A 24,044-nucleotide genomic window follows, 5' to 3' on the forward strand; every position below is an offset into this window, starting at 1 on the left:
TCACCCCAGCGAACGCTGGGGTCTAGAGCTACAAAGCACACACTTCGCCGCCTGAGATTCCAGCTTTCGCTGGAATGACGCAGGTTAGGTATTGAGAATAAGGAATTCCCCATGTCACGTGACGCAGTCATCGTCTCCACCGCCCGCACCCCAATTGGCCGGGCTTATAAGGGCGGCTTTAACGCCACCCCTGGCGCCACCCTTGGTGCCGCTTCGTTCAAACCTGCCGTTGAGCGCGCCGGTATCGACGCCGCTGAAATCGACGACGTGGTTTGGGGCGCAGTACTCACCCAGGGCACGCAGGCCGGCAATATCGGCCGTCAGGTCGCTCTTCGCGGCGGCGCGCCCGTGTCTGTCGCTGCGCAAACCATCGACCGTCAGTGTTCTTCAGGCCTGATGGCGATCAGCACCGCGGCGAAACAGATCATCGTCGACAATATGGATGTAGTCGTCGGCGGCGGTCAGGATTCCATCTCAATGGTCCAGACCCCGGAAATGCGCGTTGCGCCTGATCCCTCTCTGATCGCAATGCACAAAGACGTGTACATGCCAATGCTCGGCACCGCTGAAATGGTTGCGTCGCGCTATGGCATCAGCCGCGAAGCGCAAGACGAATACGCGCTGCAATCGCAAATGCGCACTGCCGCTGGCCAGGAAGCGGGCAAGTTCGACGACGAGATCGTCCCTGTCACCACAACCATGATGGTGAAGGACAAGGAAACCGGCGAAATCAGCCAGGTTGAGCACACGCTGACCAAGGACGAGGGCAACCGCCCATCGACCACCATCGAAGGCCTGCAATCGCTGAACCCAGTGATGGGCCCGGACAAGGTGATCACCGCCGGTAACGCCTCGCAGCTGTCCGATGGTTCATCTGCCAGCGTCCTGATGGAAGCCAAGCTTGCTGAGCAAAAAGGTCTCCAGCCGCTCGGCCGTTATGTCGGCATGGCGGTTGCAGGCACAGAGCCTGACGAAATGGGCATTGGCCCGGTCTATGCGATCCCGAAATTGCTCAAGCAAACCGGCATCAAGATGGAAGATGTTGGCCTGTGGGAGCTCAACGAAGCATTCGCAGTTCAGGTTCTCTACTGCCGCGACAAGCTTGGCATTGATAACGACATCCTCAACGTCAATGGCGGCTCGATCTCGATCGGCCACCCATACGGCATGACCGGCGCACGCTGCACCGGCCACGCATTGATCGAAGGCAAGCGCCGCGGCGCAAAATATGTCGTCGTCACCATGTGCGTCGGCGGCGGCATGGGCGCAGCGGGCATGTTCGAGGTGTTCTAAACCCTCTGGCATCTGCTACAAAAAGGGGCGCGGGGACAGATGGTCCTTGCGCCCCTTTTTTGTCCGCCCATCCAAAACAAGGTGCCATCCATGCAAATTCAGCGCCTTCAGCCAGGTGTGCGGCCCAGGCACCAGCATCGCCGCGGCTATGCCGCGCTCGTGCTGTCTGGCTCATATGAAGAGGCCGACGATACTGGGCGCTGGAAAGCGCAGGCGGGCGATATTGTCTATCACCGCGCTTTCGAGGCGCATCGCAACATCGTTGAGATGCCATCAGCTGTTGTGAACTTCGCTTTGCCAGACTTCCTGCAATTGCCGCCCGTGTTTACGGTTGAACGACCCGATGCCCTATTGTCGGCGATCAGCGCGAACGATGAGGGCTTTCTTAGCCATCTCGCCCCCGCCAAAGTCGAGCAGGCTTTGATTTCAGACTGGCCCGATTTGCTCGCCAATGATCTGCGCAAGATCCCGGTTCATTTAGGCGAGTGGGCGGCGGCAAACGGCCTGAGGCCTGAGACAATTACGCGCGGCTTCCGGCGCATCTATGGGACCAGTCCAGCCCGCTATCGCAAACGCGTTCAGACACTGGCGGCAATCGATCTAATCGTGAACGGCGCCGATGGTCTTGCGGACATTGCCAGCACCGCTGGCTTTTCCGACCAGGCGCATATGTCTCGCTCTGTCGCTGCTCTAACGGGGCAACCGCCCGCGAAACTCCGCAAGGTCAATTCGGTTCAAGATCGGCTCTTACGCCCCGGTTAGGAAGTCTGCAGCATAACAGACAGGCAGAACCACTTCGATGAATTCGGTATCAAACCAATTTCTCACCATTGCGGCGTTCGTGATGGCGGCATCCTGCGCGAGCGGTCACACTGCACCGGAAGCAGAGCAGGCATTGCGCGAAGCGCGCGGCGCCATCGTTCGCGCTGACGGGCCTGAAGCCATTCGCATATTGTCCGAAGTGGAGCCTCACAACCTCTCAGACGAACATGAGGCATTCCGCAAATGTGCGCTCGCGCGGCTGACCGGCACTGATGCGCAAGACCAGGCGCTTGATGATGCGCGTCCGCTCCAAGAGAAACTGCTGGCCCATTTCCGAACCTACTGGCGAGAGGCCGTGCGCGATCCCGCAAGTGCCGATGCGGCCCAATCCCAGCTGGTTGCCAGTGTGTTTGAGACGCTCAACATCGAGCCAACTTCCGATCTTTCGCTGCTCGAATCCGCCATCACTGAACGCCTTCAATCGCAAGGTGCCTATTCCCTGCAAGGACGGACCGGCAGGCTGCGCGAGCTTATGATCTGGCATAGCCAGACTGAGCGCATGCACACTGTCCGGCTCCCCGAACAAGAGGTCACAACACGTGTCCTCTATCTCGATGATTTTAGCAGCGGCGGTTGGAGCAGCTATTTGGGCTGCGATACGGTCGGCACGGGCGGCTGGGCCGATGAGGACGCGCTTTACGTCGTCGTGCCGCGCTGGAGCAGCCTCGAAGACGAGCGATTTGAGGTCAGTTTCCTGGCTCATGAGAGCCAACATTTTGCCGATTATGCGGCCTTCCCAGGCCTCGCAGGTTGGGAGCTGGAGTACCGCGCGAAGCTGGTCGAATTGCACCTCGCGAACGAAAGCCGCACCCGCTTGATCCAGCGATTTGAAGCCAATCAGGGCGATGATCCGGAGGACGCGCACAGCTATGCCAACCGCTTGGTTGTCGAGGCGGTTCGAACGCGGATCACGCAGCCAGCGGGAGCGAGCCTGGTCGACGCTGAGGCTGAAGACGTGAAGCGCGCTGCCTTGGATGCGTTGCTCGCGGACACGCGTAACCGCGCGGCGCAGCCTGCGACCGAGGGCGGATAGCGGCGGCCATTCCTAAACACGCTGAATGCGGCTAAGCTGCCGCCTATGGGGATCATGGAAATCATCGGGATTGCGGGGAGCGTCAGCCTTTTGAGCGGCTGGCGGCTGTATTTATGCGTGTTTGCAACGGGCCTTGCGATGCGGCTCGATGCCATTCCGATCCCGGAGCATTTGGCCAGCTTGGGCGTGCTCGAAAACCCCTGGGTGATGGGCATTGCCGCGCTTGGTGCGCTGGCGGAGTTCTTTGCTGACAAGGTGATGTGGCTCGACTCCATCTGGGATACAGTGCACACTTTGGTGCGTCCGGTTGGCGGCGCGCTGCTGGCGCTGGCGATTGTCGATCCCTCGGACCCGGCGATGCAAGTGGTGGCGTTTCTTCTAGGCGGCGGAGCGAGCTTTCTGGCGCACGGCGGCAAGGCGAGCGCGCGGGCGGTGGTCAACACCTCGCCCGAGCCGGTCAGCAATTTGATGGTCTCCAGCGCAGAGGACGTCGCGACCGTCGGCCTGCTCTATGTCGCCTATGAATATCCGCTGGTGGCAGGCGGGATCGCGCTGGTGCTGCTGGTGCTGGTAGTCCTGCTGCTGCTATGGGCGCGGCGGGTGATCAAGCGGCTGTTTTTCAGAACGCCGAGGGTTGAGGGTTAGGCGGGCGTCCCGATTTGTGCCGCAATGCTTACACGCGGCATCCGAGATGTGACCATCATGCGGGCTGTCTCCGAGGCATTCGGTGCTGGTGTATGAAGCATCCGCAAATCCATGAGATAAACATCCCCGGCACGCCCGCTGAGCTCAACCACTTCGAGGTCGACGTCGCCAATTTTGCCGACAAATTCTTTGAGTTGTGACGAGGCAGGCCGGTCTCGGCTGAACAGGTGCTGGAAGTAGTTTTCCCTGAGCAAGAGCTGTTTGACCTTCTTTGACGGGAGGTGTCCGGAATCGTTGAGAAGACGATGCGAACCCGTGATGACCAGTGTTGCCCCGCCTCTGGGCTGAACATCATCAAGGAATGTGAATGCCTGTAGCCCTGGCGATATGTCTTTTCCGAGGCGCGGCACGTCGAGATGCCAGACATCATGCGGGATGATCCAATCACCCTGAGCCGGAAGAGTGAATAGGATTTGCTGAGCTGGAGCCAAAGGCACGACCGCTTCGCCAATCAAATCACTCGTCAACGTGATCAGTTCATCCCCAAAAAGCTGAGGAAAGGCCTCCGATGAGTGGAGTTGGTTCAACGTCGCGCGAAATGGTTTCGGCAGGCCAAACCGGCTATGCGACCTATCCCACACGCCGTCGATCAGCAGACCATGTTCGCGCGCCAGATCGAGTATTGCGTTTCGCGCTCTGTCTATTCTTGCCCGCGGAATGAAACCGTCGAGCCTTACCAAGCCGCGATCGCGCAATTGGTCAGAAAGATCGGCCAAGTCCTGCATGGTAAGCCGAGAATACGATGCGGGCCTGAACCCCGCAACTGCGCATAGTCGAACGGCATACTCTGCCGGTTAATCAACTATGCGCCGCCACAAATTCTTCCACCACCGGCGCCACCTTGGTCCGCCAGCGGCTGCCGTTGAAGATGCCGTAGTGTCCGGCGCCCTCGGCCATGTAGTAGCGCTTCTTTTTCTCTGACAGGCCGGTCGCGAGTTTCAGCGCGGCCTTAGTTTGGCCGATCCCTGAAATGTCATCGCGCTCGCCTTCGATGGCTAGCAAAGCGGTGTCCGTAATCTGGGTCAGATCGACGACTTCGCCCTTATGCTCAAACGTGCCGTTCGGGATCGAGTGCTTCTGGAACACTTCCTCGACTGTCTGCAGGTAAAACTCCGCCGTCATGTCGCACACGGCGCGATACTCGTCGTAGAAGTCTTTGGTCGCGTTCGCGCTGTCATCATCGCCCGCGGTCAGATGCTTGAACATCTCGTAATGGCTCATCATGTGGCTTTGCAGGTTCATGCTCATGAACGCGGACAGCTGCATAAAGCCAGGATAGACCTTACGCCCGGCGCCGCGATATTTCATCGGCACGGTGGCGATCACGGAATTGCGGAACCATTCGATCGGGCGCTTCATCGCGTGATCATTGACGCTGGTTGGGCTTTCGCGCGTGTCGATTGGCCCGCCCATCATGGTGAGCGTCGCTGGCGCAGCGGGGGATTTGTGCTGGTTCATCAGCGCGGTCGTCGCAAAGGCGGGGACCGAGGGCTGGCACACAGCTAGCATATGCGGGCGGCGATTGGTTTTTTGGCCCGGCTTCACCGCTTCGATATACTCAAGGAATTCAGTGAGGTAATCGATATAGGTGTCGAGGTCGAAATGCCCCTCGTGCATGGGTACGGTCTTCGCATCGGCCCAATCGGTGATGTAGACCTCAAACTTCTGCAGCATCCGCTCCACCGTGCCGCGCAGCAAGGTGGCGTAATGTCCGCTCATCGGGGCAACGATCAGCATTTTAGGGCGATCATCCTCGACCCCATCAAGGCGGAAGCGCTTTAGATCGCCAAACGGGCGGTTGACCACGGTCGCCTCGATCACCGGCCAGACGGTGCCGTCCACGTCGACCTCGGTGATGCCAAAGGCGGGCTTGCCATAATCGGCCGTCGCGTGGGCGAACACGTCGAGCGCATTGGCCGTCATCGACATCATGCCCATTTTGGCAAAGGGATTGGCCGGATTGGCCATGACCGATGAGCTGATCGATGCGATTGAGCTCACTGAATTCATCCAGCTGCGCTGCAATTCATAGGCGTGGTAAAGCAAGTCGTTCCCCTGTTGTGGCTCAGCGCGAATGCCGCTGCTGAGATCGTCGGGCCGTCCAAAACCCGTATCGAGCCAAAACTCGTATAAAGAAGGCGCCTCTTCGCTGGGCGCTTGAGGGGTATAGGTGGGCCTTTATGAACAATTGTGCAATGCACAATATTTTACGATTCCACCGGTTTTGGGCGGTTTCAGTGGGAATGTGCGATTTTTGCACGTGAAAACCGGCTGGTTTGTCCCTAGATGAGCGGTTCGATGGACGGGGATCTCACACAAGCAGAAGACGCTCAGCCGCAAAGGCGCGGGCTGTTTGGTCGCGGGCGTAAAGCGCGCGCGGATGAGCTTGCGAGCGAGGCTGCGGAGAAACCGGCAAAATCACTGCGCCCGCTGCGGATGATCTATTCCACTGCCGCGCAATACCCCACGCAAGTCGCATTGGCGCTGATCGCATTGCTGATTACGGCCGCGGCGACTTTGGCGATCCCCTGGCGTTTCAAAGTGATCATTGACGAGGCCTTTAGCGGCGGGGCGACCAGTCAGCAGATCAATTCTGCATTTCAATATCTGCTGATGATTGTCGTGGTGCTGGGCATTGGCACGGCGCTGAGATTTTACTTCGTCAGCTGGATTGGCGAGCGCGTGGTCGCGGATATCCGCCGCGCGGTTCAGCGCAATCTGCTGCGCCAGGCTCCCAGCTTCTATGAGGCGAACAGCCCGAAAGAAATCTCCAGCCGGATGACGTCCGATACCGCAGTGATTGAGCAGGTCGTCGGCACCACCGTGTCGATCGCCTTGCGCAACACTCTGATGGCGATCGGCGGTACGGCGCTGCTCTTTTACCTCCAGCCGCAAATGACGCTCGGCCTGATGCTGGTGATCCCGGCAGTGATCATACCCATTACAGTGTTCGGGCGGCGACTGCGCAATGTTTCGCGCACCAGCCAGGACCGTGTGGCCGATGTCGGCGCTATGGTCACCGAAGTTCTGGCGGGCATGAAGATCGTGCAAAGCTTCAATCAGGAAGCGCGCGAGGCGGACCGCTTTGGCGAGGCGGTGGAGGCGACATTCAGCACCGCGAAGAGACGGATTATGATCCGCGCGGCCATGACGTCGGTCATCATCATGCTGATCTTTGGCGCCATCACTTTGCTGATGTGGCGCGGCGCCATTGCGGTCAGCGATGGCTCGATTTCTGGCGGGACGATCTTCGCCTTTGTGATCACCGGCGGCCTTGTGGCTGGCGCATTTGGCGCCCTGACAGAGGTGTATGGTGACCTATTGCGCGGGGCTGGCGCAGCGAGCCGTCTTGCCGAATTGCTCGATGCAAAGCCCACCATTGCCAGCCCAGAGCGCGTGCAGGCCCTGCCCGTGCCGCCGCGCGGTAATCTGTCGTTTCGCAATGTCACTTTCCGCTATCCCAGCCGTCCAGAAGTGGCCGCTCTGCATGACTTTACCTTGGAGGTTGAGCCGGGCGAGACGGTCGCGATTGTCGGCCCATCGGGCGCGGGCAAGTCGACCATTTTCCAGCTGGTTGAGCGGTTTTACGATCCGCAATCTGGCACCATTCGCTTGGACGGGATTCCCCTGACCAAAGCTGATCCCGCTGATCTGCGCGAGCGGCTGGCATTGGTGCCGCAGGACGGCGTGCTGTTCAGCGGCAATGCCCGCGACAATCTGCGCTATGGCCGGTGGGATGCCGATGACGAGGCGATTTGGGAGGCCGCGCGCGCTGCCAATGCGGAAAGCTTCCTGCGCGATCTGCCCAAGGGCCTGGACACGGATCTGGGCGAAGGCGGAACGCAGCTGTCGGGCGGTCAGCAGCAACGTCTGGCAATTGCGCGCGCGCTCCTAAGGGATGCGCCGATCCTGCTACTGGACGAGGCGACCAGCGCGCTCGACGCCGAAAGCGAGCAATTGGTACAGCAAGCTCTGGATCAGCTGATGGTCGACCGCACAACTCTGGTCATCGCTCACAGGCTAGCGACCGTGCGCAAAGCGGACCGGATCATCGTGCTCGATGAAGGCAAGATTGCTGAGCAAGGCACGCATGACGCACTGGTGAAGGCGGGCGGTCTTTATGCGCGGCTCGCGAAGCTCCAATTTGCGAGCAACCAAGCGGCTTGATGTTTAGTAGGCCGTAGCCGCCCACCTCCCCACCCGGCCACCATATTCTGGTGGTTACCATTGGTGGCCGGGTGGGGAGGCGGACGGCTACGGCACGCCGATCAATACCTTCAACCACCAACTAATCGACCAATTGCGACCGCAATCGGACAAACGTCGACTCTGCTCAGCTCCGCAGTTTAAAGAGGCTGCAGGACAATTTTGAACAACGATAACCACGGGACTGGTATTATGATCAAACGAACAGCTCTTCTCAGCGCGGGGCTTGCCGCCCTGATGTGCGCCAATCCAGCGCTCGCAGGCGGCGCGCACGATGGACACGCGGACACTGGCATCGAAACGCTGCTGGACGACACAGCCGCGGAAGGCGCAGCGGACGCCGCGCAAGAGCCCAGCACGCCGACCATGAGCTTTGGCGCTTGGGGCGTTGATCCTCAGCTGATCTCTACCGACGTTGATCCGGGTGATGACTTCTTCAAATACGTCAATCAGAAATGGCTCGATGCGAACCCTCTGCCAGCAGAATTCAGCCGCTTTGGCGCGTTCAACCTGCTGCGCGAGAAAAGCACAACCGATGTGAAGGCTCTGATTGACGAGCTGGTCGCAAAAGACCCGGCCACGCTTAGCAATGATGAGCAGCGGATCGTGAATGCGCACAATGCCTTCCTCGACACCGCCGCGATTGATGCCGCCGGCCTTGCCCCGGCACAGCCTTACTTCAACAAGATCATCGCGGCGAGCTCGATGGATGAGCTTGCAATGCTGTGGGCCTCGCCTGGTTATTCATCGCCAATCGGCGGATTTGTAAATGTCGATGCGAAGCAGCCAGACCGCTATGTTGCCTATATCGGCATGGGCGGAATTGGTCTGCCAGACCGAGATTATTACACCGACACCAGCGAGAAAGGGCTTGAGACGATCAAGCTCTATAAGGATTATCTCACCTTCTTGTTTGGCGAGGCGGGCTATGCCGATCCAGCGGGCGCAACCGCGGCGGTTTATGCGTTCGAAGAACGGCTCGCGAAAGAAGTGCTGTGGGACCGCACCGTCAGCCGCAACCGCGACCTCACCTATAACGCCGTGACCAAGGAAGAAATGGCCGCAATGGCGGGCGACATTCCGGTTGGCGCGATCATGGACAAAATCGGCCTGTCAAAATCGCCGATCTATGTCGTGGGCACTATCCCGCCGAGCGAAGAGCGGATCAAGGAACTGGGCCTGGATGAGGCAACCGTTGCCAAGATCGGCAAAGGCCTGCCCGGCATGTTTGAAGTGCTGTCCGAAACCGATTTGGCGACACTGCAGGCGTGGACGATCAAGGAATTCCTCTCAAACAATTCCGCTGTCCTGCCGACCCGTTTCGACACGGCGAGCTTTGAATTCTTCGGCAAGAAACTGCGCGGCACGCCAGAGCAGCGCCCGCGTTGGAAGCGCGCGATTGATGCCACCGAGGGTGCGTTGGGTGAGCTCGTCGGCAAGAGCTATGTCGAGCGCTATTTCCCGGCTGAAAACAAAGCCGCGATGGACGAGTTGGTCGCCAATCTGCGCCTCGCCATGGCGCAATCCATCGAAGAGATCGATTGGATGAGCGCGGAAACCAAGGTTGAGGCCAAAACAAAACTCGATAGCTTCGATCCCAAGATCGGTTACCGCGACAATCTTGAGACCTATCCTGGCCTTGAGATGACCGCTGACAATCCGCTGGAAAATGCGATTGCGGCGGGGGCTTGGAACCTTGCTGACAATATCTCCAAGCTGGGCGGGCCGATTGACCGGACCGAGTGGTTTATGACCCCGCAGACGGTCAATGCCTATTACAACCCGACCAAGAACGAGATCGTGTTCCCGGCTGCCATTCTGCAGCAGCCATTCTTTGGCGTGAGCGCCGATATTGCGGTCAATTACGGCGCGATTGGCGGGGTGATCGGGCACGAGATTGGCCATGGTTTTGACGACCAAGGCTCCAAGTCTGATGGCACCGGCAAGCTGCGCAATTGGTGGACCGACGAAGACCGCGCCGCCTTTGACGAGCGCGGCGATGCTTTGGTCGCGCAATACAGCGCGTTCTGCCCGTTCGATGAAGGCGAAACCTGTGTGAACGGCCGTCTGACCCTGGGCGAAAACATCGGCGATGTTGGCGGGCTGTCGCTTGCTTACCGCGCCTATAAGATCGCCACAGCAGGCAAAGATGTGCCCGTGATCGACGGCTTCACCGGCGATCAGCGGTTCTTCCTTGCCTGGGCGCAAGTTTGGCGCTCGGCGCAGCGTGAAGAGAACTACCGCCTGCGTCTGCGCACCGGCGCACACAGCCCAGAGGAATACCGGGTGAACGGCGTCGTACGCAATCTCGACGCTTGGTACGAAGCTTTCGGCGTCACCGAAAACAATGCGATGTACATCCCGCCAGAAGAGCGCGTGAAAATCTGGTAATTGAGCTGAATCGGGCTGTCTTCGGGCAGCCCGCAGCGACGCGGCTTTTGTTCGTGACGACCTAGCCGCCCGCACCCTCCACCCTTCCGCCCGGATCGTATCCGAAACTGTTCCGGGTGGAAGGGTGGAGGGTGCGGGCTGGCGTGGTTCTCAGCGTGAAATTCAACAAAAAAATTGACTTGGCACCGACGCATGCCAAGGCAGTGACGTCATGACTTTCCTTCAATTACTCCTGATCGCGGTCGTCCAGGGAATCACGGAATTCCTGCCGATTTCCTCGTCAGGCCACTTGATCCTGATCCCCTATCTGACCGACTTTTCGGACCAAGGCCCGCTGATCGATGTCGCGGTCCATGTCGGGTCTCTGCTCGCCATCATCGTCTATTTCTTCAAGGATGTGGTCGTGCTCGCGCGCGGCGGATTTGCCAGCATTGGGATTGGGCAGGCCCCAGAGGCGCGCAAATTGTTCTGGTGGATTGTGCTCGGCACGATCCCGGCGGTGGTGTTTGGCCTGTCGATCAAAATGGGCCTGTTCAACGGAATTGCGGAAAGCGTGTTTGGCGTCACCATTGTTGATGGTGATTTGATGGCCTCGATCCGCTTCACCGATCTGATCGCCTTCAACCTTATTTTCTATGGTATCCTGCTAGGCGTGGCTGATTTTTTTGGGCGCGAGGATAAGGTGTTTGAAAACATGACGTGGCGCGACGGCTTGCTCGTTGGCCTCGCCCAGGCGCTGGCGATCATACCGGGCACGAGCCGGTCGGGCGTTACCATGACGGCGGCCCGCGCGCTGGGGTACAGCCGGTTTGAATCGGCGCGCTTTTCCTTCCTGCTATCGATCCCTGCGGTTGCGGGAGCCGGTGTGCTGATTGTGCCTGAGATTTTTGAGGCTGGGGCAACGCTGGCTTGGGACGCGCTGATTGCTGGTGTTCTCACATTCATCGCGGCATTTTTGACAATGGCGTTCCTGATGAACTTCCTGAAGAAGGCATCAATGCTGGTCTTTGTGATCTATCGCATCGCAATGGGTGTTGCATTGCTCGCGCTGTTTTAAGCGGGCCGGAGGGAAAGGGAGCGACTAATGGCAATTCTCATATTGATCGTGATGGGCGCGCTGCTTGGCTGGTTCGCGTCAATCCTCGCCCGCACAGAGGATGCGGGCGGCATTTTTCGCAATATCGGGCTGGGCCTGCTGGCGAGCGCGATTGGCGGGCTGGTTATGAATGGCGGCGCTTTGTTTGGGACGCTCGGCTGGCTGGCGCTGGGCGTGGCCGCGCTCGCTGCGCTGGTCGTGCTCGCGGCCTACAACCTCGTCTTTGTCGTGAAGTTCTAGAAAAAGATGCGCGGCTGAGCGGGATTTCGCGAGCCGAAGGCGAGTGCAAGGGCCTTGCGCCCGCCCGCAGCGACGCGACCTTCCGGTCGCATGAGCGAGGAAAAGCCAAGGCTGCGGATGCAGCCGCTGCGGCGTTTGAGGTCAAATAGGCTCCGCATTGCTCCCGCGCCCACCGCGCAGGTGGTATTCCTGTGACCCGCGGTTCACCACATTGTCGACATCGATCACCGCGCTGTTCGCATAGGTGAAGCTGGCAGCTAAGCTGCGATAGAGCCGGTCAAAATCGCGCTCCACCGTCTGGCGATAGAGGTCTTCGAAGCTCTCAATCACAAAGTATGTCGGTTGCAGATCGCTGATCACATAATCGGTGCGCATCGCCCGGTCGACATTGAGCATGATGCGGTTCGGGCTCTTCGCCTCGGTTGCAAACACCACCTCTGTGGGACCGGACAATATCCCTGCGCCATAGGCCTTGATGCCATCTGTCTCTTCGAGCAGGCCGAACTCAACCGTGTACCAATAGAGCGCGCCCAGCGCCTTTAGGCGGTTGTAGCGCATCGCCTTCCACCCGGCGCGGCCATATTCCTGCATGTAATCGGCGAACACTGGGTCGGTTAGCATCGGCACATGGCCGAACACATCGTGGAACACGTCGGGTTCCTGGATGTAGTCGAAGGTCTCGCGCGTGCGGATGAAATTGCCCGCTGGAAAGCGGCGATTGGCGAGGTGCCAGAAGAATACGTGATCCGGGATCAGCATGGGGACCGGCACGACTGTCCAGCCGGTGAGCGCATTCAGTTCCTCTGACAATTTGCCAAATTCCGGCACGCCGCCGCGCCCCAGGTCGAGCTTTTCAAGGCCCGCCATAAAGGCGCTAGCCGCGCGTCCGGGTAGCACCTTCATCTGACGCGCAAACAGATCGTTCCAGATCGCGTGATCTTCTGATCGGTAATGCGCCTGCACCGGCTCAATCCAATCCTCACCCAAATGGTCGGGTTTCTTGAGCGGCGCGGTAAAAACGTCCTCCGGCAGATCGGGGAGGCGCGCAAAATCGGTTTCAGGTTCGCTTAGTGTAGCCATAGCCTTCAGATTTGGACTACCACCGCGATAGTGCAAGGGTAAATCGCTTAAGGGAGGCAGGCGCATGAAGGGTAAGGAATTTCGCGAGGCGCTGGAGCCGCTGACCGAGGAGCTGGTTGGAATGGCGCGCTGGGCGCGCACGACAGGCGCGCGGATCGTGGTGCTGTTCGAGGGACGCGATACGGCTGGAAAAGGCGGCGCGATCCGGGCGGTGCGAGACAAGCTCAACCCGCGCCAATGCCGCACAGTCGCACTCAGCAAGCCAACCGATGAAGAGCAGACGCAGTGGTATTTCCAGCGCTATATCGCGCATTTGCCCTGCGCAGGCGAAATCGTGCTGTTCGACCGGTCCTGGTACAACCGCGCGGGCGTGGAAGATGTGATGGGCTATGCGAACAAGGCTCAGGTCGCCGCCTTTCTGGAGCAGGCGCCCGTGTTTGAAAAAATGCTGACCGATGATGGCATTCTGTTGTTCAAATATTGGCTGACGACGGATCAGGAACGGCAGGAGGAGCGCCTGGCCGAGCGGTTGGAAGACCCGCTCAAACGCTGGAAATTGTCGCCAGTCGATCTAGCTGCGCGCGAGAAATACGATGAATACACCCGCGCCCGCGAGGCCATGCTGCGCGCAACGCATACCGACAATGCGCCGTGGACCTTGGTGGATTTCAACGATCAGAAGCGCGGGCGTTTGACTCTGATTCGCGATCTGCTCGACCGTTTGCCGGATACGCATGTTGAGCCGCCAGAGATCGACTTTCCAAAGCTGAGCAGCGCGCCCAAGGCGGAAAGCTATGGCGTGATCCAGCCGATTACGGACTTTCCCGATTCAGATTGACAAAACTGCCCCATGATATAAATATGATATCATAATTATATCAAAGGAGGCATGGAATGTCCGACACAACCAACATTATGACCCGCAGCAGCGAGCGAGCGGGATCGGCCTATAATGGCTACGTCATGCTCGCGGTGCTGGCCGTGGTCGCGGTCTTGGCGCTCTTCACCATCTTTAGCCTGGTGCCCGATATCGGCTCGACCAAGCCAGAAAAGCTGGCGTTTGTCGGCACAATCGCGCTGGGCATCATCGTTGTCCTGATCGGTTCGATCGGCTTTTTCATGATCCAACCCAATCAGGCGGCGGTGATCACCCTGTTCGGCGAATATCGCGGCACCGTGCGCGACGAGGGCCTGCAATGGGTCTGGCCTTGGATGATCAAGAAGAAAGTCAGCGTGCGCGCGCACAACATTCACTCTGAAAAGGTCAAGATCAACGATCTGCGCGGCAATCCGATTGAGGTCGCGTGCAATGTCGTGTGGCGTGTCTCTGACAGCGCGCAAGCGGTGTTTGATGTCGATGATTACAAAGAGTTTGTGAACATTCAGATCGAGGCGGGACTGCGCACCGTGGGCGCGCGCCATCCCTATGACGATATGTCGGATGAGGATGAAACGACCCTGCGCGGCAGCGCCGATATCGTGAACGCGGAACTGCGCGAGGAGCTTAATGAGCGGCTCATCGTTGCCGGGATTATCGTCGATGAAGCGGGCCTCACCCACCTCGCTTACGCGCCGGAAATCGCAGGCGCCATGCTGCGCCGCCAGCAAGCCGATGCGGTGATTGCTGCGCGCAAGAAAGTGGTGATTGGCGCGGTCGGCATGGTCGAGGATGCGCTGTCCAAGCTCTCTAGCGATGGCATCGTCGAACTGGATGATGAGCGCCGCGCGGCGATGGTTTCCAACCTGATGATCGTGCTGTGCGGCGACCGCGAAGCTCAGCCAGTCGTCAACGCCGGTACCCTCTACCAATAAACCGTGACCACGGGAGGCAGCCATGGCTGCACCGAAGAAAAAGGCATTTGCGCTGAGACTCGATCCGGCGGTGCATGCGGCGATAGAACGCCTCGCTGCCGCCGAATTGCGCTCCGCCAATGCCGAGATTGAAATGCTCCTGCGCGAGGCTTTGTCAGCGCGCGGGATTAAGCTGGAAAAGAGCGAGCCGGCCCGCCGCGGGCGGCCGCCGAAGCAGGACTAAGGCGGGCTTAAGTGCTCGCCTTCGCCTTTGTGACTTGGCGGCCATCGGCGGCAAAGGCGCCCATTTCATAGCCATCCTCGGACCGCCGCATCACCAGATGCAGCGGCTCATCCGCGACCGCTGGCGAAGCCCCGCGAAAGCTGAAACTGCGCAGCTTGTTTTCACCCAGCTCGCGCGCCGCCAATTGTAACAACAAGGACGCGGTCAGCGGCCCATGCACGACCAAGCCACGATAGCGCTCCTGCGCCTCGGCATAGGGCGCGTCATAATGGATGCGGTGCGAATTGAAGGTCAGCGCTGAGTAGCGAAAGAGCAGGCGCGGGTCCGGCGTTAGCTCCCGGTGCGCGTCCCACTCCGATGGATCGAACGTGCCCTCGCTAAGCTTTGGCGGCGATAGCGGCGCATCTGCGGGTGCAGCCTCGCGGAAAACCAAGGTCTGCGTTTCGCTGACGGCGAGTGTGCCGTTTGCGCTCGTCTCATGTCCGATATTGACGAACACCAGCTCGCCCGATCCGCCCGATTTGGCATCTACGGACAAAACTCGGCTGGTGCGGGCAATGCTCGCGCCAAGTGGTATCGGCGAGACGAATTTGATCGCGCTGGAGGCCCACATCCGGCGCGGCATTGGCACCGGCGGTAGGAAGCTGCCCTCGCTGTCATCACGGGCAGGATGGCCATCTTCGCCAAGACTCGCGGTTGGCGCATCGGGCGTACACAGCGCTAGGTGTATGCCTTGGGGGAGAAGTTTTGGAATCCCAAGCCGCCCGCTCCCTCCACCCTTCCACCCGGATTGTGTCCCGGTAGGCTCCGGGTGGAAGGGTGGAGGGAGCGGGCGGCTTGGGTCGTCCAGCATAAAAGTCGCCAGCCAGCGCGCGGCCAGCCCTTTATCGAGCCGGTCAGCGCTGCGCTGTTCGCGCCCGATCCATGCGTCCCATTTGCTCATTAAGCTGCTCGCTCAAATACGGCAGCGATGCCTTGGCCGCCGCCGATGCACATCGTTTCCAGCCCGTAGCGCGCACCGCGCCGATGCATCTCAGCCGCCATGTCAGCAAGAATGCGCCCGCCGGTCGCGCCGATGGGGTGGCCGAGCGAAATGCCCGAGCCATTGACGTTGAGGATCTCGCGGCGGCTATCATCCTCAGACCAACCCCAGCCCTTAAGCACTGCCAGCACTTGCGGCGCAAAGGCCTCGTTTAGCTCGACGATATCGATGTCGCCCCAGCTGTAGCCGCGCCGTTCGAACAGGCGCTGCGTTGCCGGAACCGGGCCAATGCCCATGCGGCTCGGGTCGCAACCCGCCGCCGCCCATCCGCCAAACCACAGGCTCGGCTCCAGGCCCAATGCCTCAAGCTTGTCCTCGGCCACCACAAGACACGCCGCCGCTGCGTCGTTTTGCTGGCTGGCATTGCCGGCGGTGACGATGGCGTCGGGATCGCGTTTCAGGTCGAGCGCGCGCAATTTGGCGAGGCTCTCTTCTGTGGCGTCGGCCCGAAAGCCTTCGTCACGCGCGACTGTGATGGGGTCGCCTCGCCGCTGCGGCACATCGACCGTCACCAATTGCTCGTCAAACTTGCCGGCCTCCCATGCGGCGGCGGCGTTCTGGTGGCTGCGCACGGCAAAAGCGTCGGCCTGCTCACGGGTTATTTCATAATCCTTGGCGAGGTTTTCTGCGGTCTCGATCATGCCGGTGATCACGCCAAAGCGCTCGATTGGCTGGCTCATTAACCGCCCGCGTGACAAGCGATCATGCAGGGTGATGTCGCCCATGCGCGCGCCGCCGCGCCCTTGGATGGTGTAGTGCTCAACGTTCGACATGCTCTCGCACCCGCCCGCGACCACGACGTCGGCCATGCCGGTCTCAACCATCATCGCCGCATTGGCGACTGCCTGCAGGCCAGAGCCGCACCGGCGGTCAAGCTGATATCCCGGGACTTCGAGCGGCAGGCCCGCCGCGAGCCAGGCCCAGTGCCCGATAGCGGGTGCTTCGCCATTGCCGTATCCTTGGGAAAAGACGACGTCGTCGACGCGGGCCGGATCGATCCCGCTGCGGTCTATCAGAGCCTTGAGAATGACCGCGCCCAATTGCCCGGCGTCCAGGCTGGAGAGCCCGCCCAGGAACTTGCCCACGGGGGTGCGAAGGGGGAAACGATGGCTGCTCTTCTCGACATTCAAATCTCCGTTTGCCCTGAGCTTGTCGAAGGGCTGCTCTTCACTTTGTTTACGCAGCTAGAAGGAAGTGCAGTGCTTCGACAAGCTCAGTACACACGGTTTCTAGGCGCGGTTTTTATCTGAGAGGGCCACAGTCCCGGCGTCCACCAACTTAGCAATTGCGCCCGATGAAAGGCCAAGTCGCTCAGCGAGCACTTCTTCGGAATGCTGGCCTAGGAAAGGCGCAGGTGCGGGGTCTCCCGCCTCATGCTCTGGCATATTCGCAAAGCTGCGGGTCGCCGGATATTCGAAGCCCGATGGGTTCGCAGGCGAGGGGCCGAACAGCGGATTGTCGTCCACCAGCACCGGGTCGGTTGAGGCCTCATGGTGAGAGCGATACTTCTCGAAGGTGCAACCCTCTGCCGCCATGCGGGCAGAAAGCGCCGCATAGTCTTGGGTTTCCGCTGCGCTTTGGAACAGGTCGAACAGGCGGTGGCGGTTCTCAAACCGGGGCCGGTCACCGGCGTTGAAATCAACGCCCAATTCTTGCTCCAGCGCTGTGATTTGTGCCGACACATCAAATGCCTTGACCAGGCCAGTCCACTGCTTGGGAGTGAGCGCGGCGACCATAAAGCGAGTGCCGCATTTGGTCTGAAAATCACGTCCAAACGCGCCCCAAATCGCATTACCCAGCCGCTCGCGGTCCGATCCGCGATAGAGCATCTCCGCCATCGTGCCCGAATTCGCCATCGTCCCAATCGCGACATCGCCCAATGGCACGCGCATCTCACTGCCCTGGCCGGTGGCGGTCCGATGGTGGAGCGCGGTCATCAGCGAGAACGCCGAATAAGCGCCGGTGATAAAGTCCCATGCTGGCAGCGGCTGGCTAACCGGCGGCGCGGTCTTCGCATCCCATTCCTCCGGCCCCGTCATCAGCGGATATCCAGCAGCAGCGTTGACAGTAAAATCCATCGCTTGCCTGCCATCGTGCCAGCCCATGATGCGCACGCTGATCATATCGTCACGCTTCGCTTGCATCGCGGCGTGGCTGAGGAAGCTCTTTTCCGGCAGATTGGTGATGCACTGCCCGGTTTTCGCGGCCAGTTCCACGCACAGCTCGCGCCCTTCGCCGGAGCGAAGGTCGAGCGCGACCGATTTCTTGGCGCGGTTGAGGTTCTCCCACGACAGGCTGCGGCCTTCTTCGGTCAGCATATAGCGGTCGTAATCAAGCCCGCCCGCCTTGTGATCGACGCGGATTACCTCGGCGCCCATTTGCGCGCAATACAGGCCAGCGGTTGGCGATGCGACGAAGCTGGAGACTTCGACGATCGAGAGGTCATTGAGGAGTTGGTACATTTGAATCCTTATTGGGTGCGCCTTTGATATCCATCAAAGGCTTGGGCCGTAGCCACCCTCGCCCTCCACCCTTCCACCCGGAGCCTACCGGGATACCATCCGGGTGGAAGGGTGGAGGGCGAGGGTGGCTACGGCACGCAGATCAAGAAGCCGCATTCCACTCGCGCAGCATATGCTTGGCAATCTGAAGCTGAAGAATTTGTGTGGTGCCCTCGTAAATCCGGTAAATCCGCGCATCGCGATAGAAGCGCTCTGCGTCATATTCCGCGAGATAGCCCGCGCCGCCATAAATCTGCACGACTCTGTCCACCACACGGCCACACATTTCCGATGCGAAGACTTTGAACGCGGCCGCTTTGGTGATGATATTCTCGCCGCGATCCGCGCGTTCGGTCACATCGCGCATCATGCATTCGGCGGCGTAAATCTCGGTCTCGCTGTCGGCCAGCATCGCTTGGATCAATTGGAAGCGGGCAATTGGCTCGCCAAAGGCCTGGCGCTCATTGGCATAGCGCAGGGCAGAATTGAGCGCGCGCCGGGCATAGCCGGTGGCTGCCGCGCCCACTGAAATGCGGCCATTGTCGAGGCTTTGCATGGCAAAGCGGAAACCCTTGCCGGTTTCGCCGCCCAGCAAAGCATCACCCGGCACCTTCACATCATCGAGCATAATGTCGGAGATATGGCTGCCGGACTGGCCCATCTTCTTATCCGGCGATCCGGTGGAAATGCCTGGGGTGTTCATCGGCACCAGAAAGGCGCTGACATGGGCGTTTTTGGGCAGGTTCTCTTTCTCGGTCCGCGCCATGATCAAGGCGACATCGGCATGCGGTGCATTGGTGATGTAACGCTTGGTGCCATTCAGCACCCAGCCATTGCCATCGGGATCAGGGGTCGCGGTTGTTTGCAGGCCGACGCTGTCGCTGCCCGAACCCGGTTCAGTGAGGCCAAAGCAAGCGATCTTGCCTTCGACCAGTTTCGGATACCATTCGGCCCGCTGCGCCTCGGTGGCGCCGTTCTTGAGCGCGCTCGCAAACATGCCGACATTGATTGAGAAGATCGAGCGATAGGCGGGCGCGGCGTAGCTCATGGCGTTGACGACGCGTGCATATTGGCGGGTGTTGAGGCCAGCGCCGCCATATTCTTCGGGTACGGAAATCCCGAATAGGCCCATATCGCGCATTTCATCGACGATCTCTGGCGGGATCGCATCGTTTTCGATGACGTCATTCTCCGCCGGGATCAGGCGCTCTTTGACATAGCGGTCGAGCTGCTCGGCAAATTGCTCAAACGTGTCGTGATCCATTCCAGCGTTGGCTTGGCCTGCACTCATTATCGGTATCGTCCTTTGGCGCTTATGCGGGGGAGCTATTGCGGGTTGTCGCTTGCGATTTCGCCCGTGCTTTCGCCATTTGTTTCAGATGGGTCTGGAATAACAGGTGCAGCCGTGGGCAGCACCTCTGGCGGCAGGCGCCGCTCATCCAGCATTTCAGCGGCCTCATCGAGCGCTTGGGCCTCGCCTTCGCTTACCGCGCCGGGGCCCGTATCACTGCCTCCGCCGCCACAAGCGGCCAGAGCCAGGACAAGCGGCACGCCTATCGCGGCGCGCCAAAATGGGAAGCGGGCGGCGGCGCGGCTGCTTGCGCTGCTTCTTGCCAATGCCCGCTTCCCGATCATTGAGTGGATTACTCGGTAACTGCTTCAGCAGCATTTTCCGCTGCGTCCACGACTTCATCCAGGCTTGCGCCAGCCGCTTCGGCGGCTTCAGCAGCGGCGGCTGCTTCGTCGGCTACCACTGCGGCTGCATCGGCAGCTTCGGTGGCGGTTGCCTCGTCAACTGCGGTATCGGCTGGATCAACGTCTTCAGCAACCGCTGCGGCATCTTCAACCGGCTCTTCTACGATTGGCTCGAGCGCATCATCGGCTGGCATTTCAACCGTGTCAGCGGTTGCATCAACCGATGCGTCGTCCGCGCTGCCGCAGGCGGCGAGTGCGAGGGTGGCACCAGCCACCGCGATCATGCTTGTTAGTTTCTTCATGGGTTTTCCTCCTGAGTGACCCTGATTTGTTTTGGTAGGGCGTGTCCCCACCGTGCCCGGCGATGGTGTAGCCGCCTGTGCCCCCGCTCGCCAAGCGCCAATTCAACATTCTGGCCGATAGTTGTACCGCGCAGGGACGCTGAGCGATTGCTCGGCGGAGCTGAGCCAAGGGGCTGCTATTGCTTCATCCATGACCTACAAACTTGCTGCATCCGCCATCGCTCTCGCCCTATGTGCCCCTTCTGCTGTCGCTCAGCAGGGCGGCGGAGACTTCACGATTGTAGAGACTGGGCGTTCCTATGGATCGCTGCAAAGCGCGGTAAACGCGGTAGGGTCAGGCAAGGCAACCATTTCGGTCGCACCCGGCACGTACCGCCAATGCGCAGTTCAGACAGCAGGCGTCATCACTTACACGGCAGAAAAGGCGGGCAGCGCCGTTTTTGAACGCACCGCCTGCGAAGGCAAAGCGGCATTGGTGCTGCGCGGCATGGGCGCAGAGATTCGCGGGATCACGTTCCGCGGCATTTCTGTCGGCGATGGTAACGGTGCCGGTATTCGGCTGGAACGCGGCAGCCTCAACATCGCCTATTCGCGTTTTGAGGATAGCCAGCAAGGCATTCTCACAGCTGATGATGCGCGCGGGTTTATCTATATTGCCCGCTCCACCTTTAGCGGGCTCGGCACGTGCGAGCATTCGGCTGGCTGCGCGCATTCGATCTATGTCGGCAATTACGGCGAGCTATCGGTGGTCGACAGCCGCTTTGAACGAGGAACCGGCGGGCATTATGTGAAGGCACGCTCTGGCAAGGTGACGATCCGGGGCAATTCGTTCGACGATGCGAGCGGGCGCGGCACCAATTACATGATCGACCTGCCCGCCGGCGCGCGCGGCACGATCACTGGCAATTGGTTTGTGCAAGGCCGCGATAAAGAGAACTACTCTGCCTTCATCGCACTTGGTGCAGAAACTGTACTGCATCCATCCGACGGTCTGCGGGTTCAAAACAATGAGGCGCGCTTTGTGCCCGGCCTCAGCCGCTCCAGCGCGTTTTTGGCCGATTGGACCGGATCAAAAGTGGTGATGTCGGGCAATCGCTTGATGGACGGCGTGAAGCAATATCAGGAGCGCTAGGTCTCTAGGACTCACCCAAATGCGGGCGAAAATTTGACCTCGCCTTTGGGTAGGTCACCTGCCAGCAGCAGACATTGGAAGAATTCCGCTGGGCCGCCTGCATAGGTGAGCTGCGGCTCATGCTTAAAGCCGAAACGCGGGTAATAGTCGGTGCTGCCGAGCAGGACGATGCCTTTCGCGCCAAGCTCTCGCATATCGGCAATCCCGCGCCGGATCAGCCGTCCGCCAATATCCTGCCGCTGCAATTCTGGCCGCACGGCGACCGGGCCGAGCCCATACCAATCAGTGGCGCCGTCCGCGATGGTCACCGGCGAGAAGGCAATGTGGCCGACGATTTGCGCTGCATCCTCAGCGACAAGAGACAGCGTCAGGTCGCCGTCCTCGCGCAATTGATCGATAATGCCGGGCTCGCTGCCATTGCTGAACGGCATTGGGCGAAAGGCCTGCTCTGTAATCGCATGGATCGTGCCTTCATCGCCGGGTGCCTCGGGCCGGATCGTGATCGCGGTCATTTCAGCAAATGCCCTGATTTGTCGCGCTTGGTCGCGAGGTATCGCGTGTTGAACGGGTTGTCGGGCAGCTGGTGCTGCACGCGCTCGCTGATGGTGACGCCCGCTGCGGTCAGCGCCTCGACCTTGCGCGGATTGTTGGTCATCAGGCGGATGGCGCGCGCACCCAACAGCTCCAGCATCCGCGCGGCGACAGGAAAATCACGCGCTTCATCGGGTAGGCCCAGGCGCTCATTGGCCTCCACCGTGTCGAACCCGGCGTCTTGCAGGCTGTAGGCGCGCAGCTTGTTGATGAGGCCGATGCCGCGGCCTTCTTGCCGCAAATACAGCAGCACGCCCCAACCGCCCGATGCCGCTTCTTCGGCCATTGCGGCCAGCGCGGCGTCGAGCTGAGGCCCGCAATCGCATTTGAGGCTGCCGAGGATATCGCCGGTCAGGCATTCCGAATGGAGCCGGACCAAAGGCTGCTTGTCGCCGCTCTGCGTGCCAATGATCAGAGCGACATGCTCGCGCGTATCGGCGCTGGAACGGAAGGCGACTATCTCTGCCGTTTCACTCGCGCTCACCGGCAGCCGCGCCCGTGTAGCGATGCTGAGCGCGCCAGTTTCGGAATAATCGGCCAAGTCGGATGGCGCGATGGGATGCGCCTCGCCGGCATCTTTTGGATCGACCAGAAAGGCGGGCAATATCCCTGCGATCCTTGCGAGCTCCATCGCGACCTGAGCTGTTTTCTCCCATGCCAGCGTTTTGGCACGAAATGGCCCCTTCAATGGGTTGCGCAGATCGAGGCCCGGATCGGCAATCGGCAAAGCGGCGTTCAGGTCAAACGACTCCGCGCCTCGGATCAGAACGGGAGCATGGGGAACGGCCGCGTCACGCTGATTGGCAAGCTTTAGGGTTGTAGCCCTTGCCGCCGATATCAGCATATGGTTCGAGCTCGCTTCGCGAGCGATCGCCGTTTCAACTGGCAACAACCGAACAGGCGGCTCGCGGTAGTCGTAGAATATGATCGGCCAGCCATGGCGCAGAGCATCGACCGCCTGCGCCGCGCGCCGAGCGGGTGAGGGATCAGAGGCAGGCCCCTCGCTCAGAGCGAAAACTCTGTGATGAGCGGAATGTGATCGGATGGCTTTTCCCAGCTGCGCGCATCTTCCACGATGCGGTGGCCCGATGCCTTGGCCGCGAGCGCCGGGCTCGCCCACATGTGGTCGAGCCTGCGCCCGCGATCATTCTTGCGATAATCGGGCGAGCGATAGGACCACCAGCTGTAATAGCGCTCTGGATCTTTGATGAACTCCCGCCCGACATCAACCCAATCATGGGCCGCCTTGAACTTGTCCAAGGTGTCCACCTCCAGCGGGGTGTGGCTGACGACTTTTAGGAGCTGTTTGTGGCCCCAAACGTCGCTTTCCAGCGGAGCGATATTGAAATCGCCGACGATCATTGTCGGCTGCTCAATCGAGCCTGCCCAATCGGTCATGCGGGCTAAAAAATCGAGCTTTTGGCCGAATTTGGCGTTCACTTCGCGGTCGGGCACGTCGCCGCCAGCGGGCACATAGACGTTGTCGAGGCACATCATCGCCTTGCCATCTGGCGCATCGAGCAGTTCTACCCCGACATGGCGTGCCTCGCCATTTGCCTGCCAATCGTGGCGGGAATATTCGCGCAGCGGCACCCGGCTGATGGTGGCCACCCCGTGATAGCCTTTCTGTCCGTGCACAGCGATGTGTTCGTACCCTAGCTTCGCCAGTGCATCGGCGGGAAACTGATGCTCCTGACATTTGATTTCCTGCAGGCACAGGACGTCAGGCGAATGCTCGGTCAGAAAGCGCTCAACCTGGGGCAGGCGCAGGCGGACAGAATTGATATTCCAAGTGGCGATAGAGATCATGCGATTGCTTTAGGTTCGCAGATATCGCCTTAGCAAGCCGCGATGAGAGAAAAGCGATGGATCATGCTGTA

General features: G+C 60.1%; 23 protein-coding genes and 1 pseudogene. 12 read left to right on the top strand and 12 right to left on the bottom strand.

Translation table 11 applies throughout. The features are described from left to right. Positions 1-111 precede the first annotated feature (111 nt). The 4 genes from AC0V6U_RS15180 (at position 112) to AC0V6U_RS15195 (ending at position 3,793) form a co-directional block, all read left to right on the top strand. Positions 112-1,293: an acetyl-CoA C-acyltransferase gene (locus AC0V6U_RS15180; RefSeq protein WP_472643965.1), complete on the top strand. Its 1,182-nt coding sequence runs from the start codon at positions 112-114 to the stop codon at positions 1,291-1,293. 90 nt (positions 1,294-1,383) lie between these two features. Next, a complete protein-coding gene (locus tag AC0V6U_RS15185; protein WP_472643966.1) occupies positions 1,384-2,055 on the top strand; it encodes a helix-turn-helix domain-containing protein in 672 nt (223 codons plus the stop codon). A gap of 37 nt (positions 2,056-2,092) precedes the next feature. Further along, positions 2,093-3,148 (top strand): hypothetical protein, encoded by a 1,056-nt coding sequence (locus tag AC0V6U_RS15190; protein WP_472643967.1) that lies wholly within the window; start codon positions 2,093-2,095, stop codon positions 3,146-3,148. Positions 3,149-3,193: 45 nt separating this feature from the next. Beyond that, positions 3,194-3,793, top strand: coding sequence for a DUF4126 domain-containing protein (locus AC0V6U_RS15195; RefSeq protein ID WP_472643968.1), 600 nt, complete (start codon positions 3,194-3,196; stop codon positions 3,791-3,793). On the opposite strand, the gene AC0V6U_RS15200 is transcribed toward AC0V6U_RS15195, so the two are convergent. After that, positions 3,790-4,569, bottom strand: coding sequence for a phytanoyl-CoA dioxygenase family protein (locus tag AC0V6U_RS15200; RefSeq protein ID WP_486169516.1), 780 nt, complete (start codon positions 4,567-4,569; stop codon positions 3,790-3,792). The two genes, AC0V6U_RS15195 and AC0V6U_RS15200, sit on opposite strands and share 4 nt — an antisense overlap. Positions 4,570-4,651: 82 nt before the next feature. After that, complete coding sequence (locus AC0V6U_RS15205; protein ID WP_472643970.1) at positions 4,652-5,899, bottom strand: polyhydroxyalkanoate depolymerase; 1,248 nt, start codon at positions 5,897-5,899, stop codon at positions 4,652-4,654. Between the two features lie 390 nt (positions 5,900-6,289). Between AC0V6U_RS15205 and AC0V6U_RS15210 the strand changes: the two genes are divergently transcribed. The 4 genes from AC0V6U_RS15210 to AC0V6U_RS15225 all read left to right on the top strand — a co-directional run bounded on the left by AC0V6U_RS15210 (position 6,290) and on the right by AC0V6U_RS15225 (position 11,786). Then, positions 6,290-8,020: an ABC transporter transmembrane domain-containing protein gene (locus AC0V6U_RS15210; protein WP_472645786.1), complete on the top strand. Its 1,731-nt coding sequence runs from the start codon at positions 6,290-6,292 to the stop codon at positions 8,018-8,020. Between the two features lie 231 nt (positions 8,021-8,251). After that, positions 8,252-10,450 carry a M13 family metallopeptidase gene (locus tag AC0V6U_RS15215; RefSeq protein ID WP_472643971.1) on the top strand — a complete coding sequence of 733 codons (2,199 nt, stop codon included), beginning with the start codon at positions 8,252-8,254 and terminating at the stop codon, positions 10,448-10,450. Positions 10,451-10,661: 211 nt separating this feature from the next. Next, positions 10,662-11,507 (top strand): undecaprenyl-diphosphate phosphatase, encoded by an 846-nt coding sequence (locus AC0V6U_RS15220; RefSeq protein ID WP_472643972.1) that lies wholly within the window; start codon positions 10,662-10,664, stop codon positions 11,505-11,507. 27 nt (positions 11,508-11,534) lie between these two features. Next, the gene (locus AC0V6U_RS15225) at positions 11,535-11,786 is read left to right on the top strand and encodes a hypothetical protein (protein ID WP_472643973.1); all 252 of its coding nucleotides are present in this window, start codon (positions 11,535-11,537) and stop codon (positions 11,784-11,786) included. Between the two features lie 141 nt (positions 11,787-11,927). On the opposite strand, the gene phhA is transcribed toward AC0V6U_RS15225, so the two are convergent. Beyond that, positions 11,928-12,866: a phenylalanine 4-monooxygenase gene (gene phhA, locus AC0V6U_RS15230; protein ID WP_472643974.1), complete on the bottom strand. Its 939-nt coding sequence runs from the start codon at positions 12,864-12,866 to the stop codon at positions 11,928-11,930. 64 nt (positions 12,867-12,930) lie between these two features. Here phhA and ppk2 point away from each other — a divergent pair, with 64 nt between their 5' ends. From ppk2 to AC0V6U_RS15245, 3 genes are read left to right on the top strand one after another with little or no spacing between them, the layout of a single operon-like run. Next, positions 12,931-13,704, top strand: a complete 774-nt coding sequence (gene ppk2, locus AC0V6U_RS15235; protein WP_472643975.1) for a polyphosphate kinase 2 — start codon at positions 12,931-12,933, stop codon at positions 13,702-13,704. 56 nt (positions 13,705-13,760) lie between these two features. After that, positions 13,761-14,678 carry an SPFH domain-containing protein gene (locus AC0V6U_RS15240; protein ID WP_472643976.1) on the top strand — a complete coding sequence of 306 codons (918 nt, stop codon included), beginning with the start codon at positions 13,761-13,763 and terminating at the stop codon, positions 14,676-14,678. Between the two features lie 22 nt (positions 14,679-14,700). Continuing rightward, the gene (locus tag AC0V6U_RS15245; protein WP_472643977.1) at positions 14,701-14,901 is read left to right on the top strand and encodes a type II toxin-antitoxin system antitoxin; all 201 of its coding nucleotides are present in this window, start codon (positions 14,701-14,703) and stop codon (positions 14,899-14,901) included. Between the two features lie 7 nt (positions 14,902-14,908). On the opposite strand, the gene AC0V6U_RS15250 is transcribed toward AC0V6U_RS15245, so the two are convergent. The 6 genes and pseudogenes from AC0V6U_RS15250 to AC0V6U_RS15275 all read right to left on the bottom strand — a co-directional run bounded on the left by AC0V6U_RS15250 (position 14,909) and on the right by AC0V6U_RS15275 (position 20,441). Continuing rightward, a complete protein-coding gene (locus tag AC0V6U_RS15250) occupies positions 14,909-15,844 on the bottom strand; it encodes an HTD2 family dehydratase (RefSeq protein WP_472643978.1) in 936 nt (311 codons plus the stop codon). Then, positions 15,844-17,069: pseudogene (locus AC0V6U_RS15255) on the bottom strand (acetyl-CoA C-acetyltransferase). The gene AC0V6U_RS15250 and the pseudogene AC0V6U_RS15255 overlap by 1 nt, the downstream one beginning before the upstream one ends. A 103-nt stretch (positions 17,070-17,172) precedes the next feature. Continuing rightward, a complete protein-coding gene (locus AC0V6U_RS15260) occupies positions 17,173-18,405 on the bottom strand; it encodes a CoA transferase (RefSeq protein WP_472643979.1) in 1,233 nt (410 codons plus the stop codon). A gap of 142 nt (positions 18,406-18,547) precedes the next feature. Further along, positions 18,548-19,735 carry an acyl-CoA dehydrogenase family protein gene (locus AC0V6U_RS15265; RefSeq protein WP_472643980.1) on the bottom strand — a complete coding sequence of 396 codons (1,188 nt, stop codon included), beginning with the start codon at positions 19,733-19,735 and terminating at the stop codon, positions 18,548-18,550. Positions 19,736-19,770: 35 nt separating this feature from the next. Then, positions 19,771-20,061, bottom strand: a complete 291-nt coding sequence (locus AC0V6U_RS15270) for a hypothetical protein (protein WP_472643981.1) — start codon at positions 20,059-20,061, stop codon at positions 19,771-19,773. 26 nt (positions 20,062-20,087) lie between these two features. Next, complete coding sequence (locus tag AC0V6U_RS15275) at positions 20,088-20,441, bottom strand: hypothetical protein (protein ID WP_472643982.1); 354 nt, start codon at positions 20,439-20,441, stop codon at positions 20,088-20,090. 190 nt (positions 20,442-20,631) lie between these two features. Between AC0V6U_RS15275 and AC0V6U_RS15280 the strand changes: the two genes are divergently transcribed. Next, positions 20,632-21,573: a right-handed parallel beta-helix repeat-containing protein gene (locus AC0V6U_RS15280; RefSeq protein ID WP_472643983.1), complete on the top strand. Its 942-nt coding sequence runs from the start codon at positions 20,632-20,634 to the stop codon at positions 21,571-21,573. Positions 21,574-21,584: 11 nt separating this feature from the next. On the opposite strand, the gene AC0V6U_RS15285 is transcribed toward AC0V6U_RS15280, so the two are convergent. Genes AC0V6U_RS15285 through AC0V6U_RS15295 form a run of 3 tightly spaced genes read right to left on the bottom strand, consistent with a single transcriptional unit; the run spans position 21,585 to position 23,973 of the window. Next, complete coding sequence (locus tag AC0V6U_RS15285; RefSeq protein ID WP_472643984.1) at positions 21,585-22,085, bottom strand: GNAT family N-acetyltransferase; 501 nt, start codon at positions 22,083-22,085, stop codon at positions 21,585-21,587. Then, on the bottom strand, positions 22,082-23,221 hold the full coding sequence (gene ribA / locus AC0V6U_RS15290) for a GTP cyclohydrolase II (protein ID WP_472645787.1): 1,140 nt from the start codon (positions 23,219-23,221) through the stop codon (positions 22,082-22,084). Before ribA ends, AC0V6U_RS15285 begins: the two co-directional genes overlap by 4 nt. Beyond that, entirely contained in the window at positions 23,170-23,973 is an 804-nt protein-coding gene (locus AC0V6U_RS15295) for an exodeoxyribonuclease III (RefSeq protein WP_472643985.1), read from the bottom strand. The genes ribA and AC0V6U_RS15295 overlap by 52 nt, the downstream gene beginning before the upstream one ends. Positions 23,974-24,044 lie beyond the last annotated feature (71 nt).

The organism is Erythrobacter sp. W36, from assembly GCF_057364935.1.

What these genes read in the sequence shown, in the direction of transcription:
- phhA (WP_472643974.1), bottom strand. Translation starts at nt 12,866, where the DNA reads ATGGCTACACTAAGCGAACCTGAAACCGATTTTGCGCGCCTCCCCGAT.
- AC0V6U_RS15185 (WP_472643966.1), top strand. Translation starts at nt 1,384, where the DNA reads ATGCAAATTCAGCGCCTTCAGCCAGGTGTGCGGCCCAGGCACCAGCAT.
- AC0V6U_RS15215 (WP_472643971.1), top strand. Translation starts at nt 8,252, where the DNA reads ATGATCAAACGAACAGCTCTTCTCAGCGCGGGGCTTGCCGCCCTGATG.
- AC0V6U_RS15295 (WP_472643985.1), bottom strand. Translation starts at nt 23,973, where the DNA reads ATGATCTCTATCGCCACTTGGAATATCAATTCTGTCCGCCTGCGCCTG.
- AC0V6U_RS15190 (WP_472643967.1), top strand. Translation starts at nt 2,093, where the DNA reads ATGAATTCGGTATCAAACCAATTTCTCACCATTGCGGCGTTCGTGATG.
- AC0V6U_RS15240 (WP_472643976.1), top strand. Translation starts at nt 13,761, where the DNA reads ATGTCCGACACAACCAACATTATGACCCGCAGCAGCGAGCGAGCGGGA.
- AC0V6U_RS15180 (WP_472643965.1), top strand. Translation starts at nt 112, where the DNA reads ATGTCACGTGACGCAGTCATCGTCTCCACCGCCCGCACCCCAATTGGC.
- AC0V6U_RS15225 (WP_472643973.1), top strand. Translation starts at nt 11,535, where the DNA reads ATGGCAATTCTCATATTGATCGTGATGGGCGCGCTGCTTGGCTGGTTC.
- AC0V6U_RS15195 (WP_472643968.1), top strand. Translation starts at nt 3,194, where the DNA reads ATGGGGATCATGGAAATCATCGGGATTGCGGGGAGCGTCAGCCTTTTG.
- AC0V6U_RS15245 (WP_472643977.1), top strand. Translation starts at nt 14,701, where the DNA reads ATGGCTGCACCGAAGAAAAAGGCATTTGCGCTGAGACTCGATCCGGCG.
- AC0V6U_RS15250 (WP_472643978.1), bottom strand. Translation starts at nt 15,844, where the DNA reads ATGAGCAAATGGGACGCATGGATCGGGCGCGAACAGCGCAGCGCTGAC.
- AC0V6U_RS15275 (WP_472643982.1), bottom strand. Translation starts at nt 20,441, where the DNA reads ATGAAGAAACTAACAAGCATGATCGCGGTGGCTGGTGCCACCCTCGCA.
- AC0V6U_RS15260 (WP_472643979.1), bottom strand. Translation starts at nt 18,405, where the DNA reads ATGTACCAACTCCTCAATGACCTCTCGATCGTCGAAGTCTCCAGCTTC.
- AC0V6U_RS15220 (WP_472643972.1), top strand. Translation starts at nt 10,662, where the DNA reads ATGACTTTCCTTCAATTACTCCTGATCGCGGTCGTCCAGGGAATCACG.
- AC0V6U_RS15210 (WP_472645786.1), top strand. Translation starts at nt 6,290, where the DNA reads ATGATCTATTCCACTGCCGCGCAATACCCCACGCAAGTCGCATTGGCG.
- AC0V6U_RS15285 (WP_472643984.1), bottom strand. Translation starts at nt 22,085, where the DNA reads ATGACCGCGATCACGATCCGGCCCGAGGCACCCGGCGATGAAGGCACG.
- AC0V6U_RS15265 (WP_472643980.1), bottom strand. Translation starts at nt 19,735, where the DNA reads ATGAGTGCAGGCCAAGCCAACGCTGGAATGGATCACGACACGTTTGAG.
- ppk2 (WP_472643975.1), top strand. Translation starts at nt 12,931, where the DNA reads ATGAAGGGTAAGGAATTTCGCGAGGCGCTGGAGCCGCTGACCGAGGAG.
- AC0V6U_RS15280 (WP_472643983.1), top strand. Translation starts at nt 20,632, where the DNA reads ATGACCTACAAACTTGCTGCATCCGCCATCGCTCTCGCCCTATGTGCC.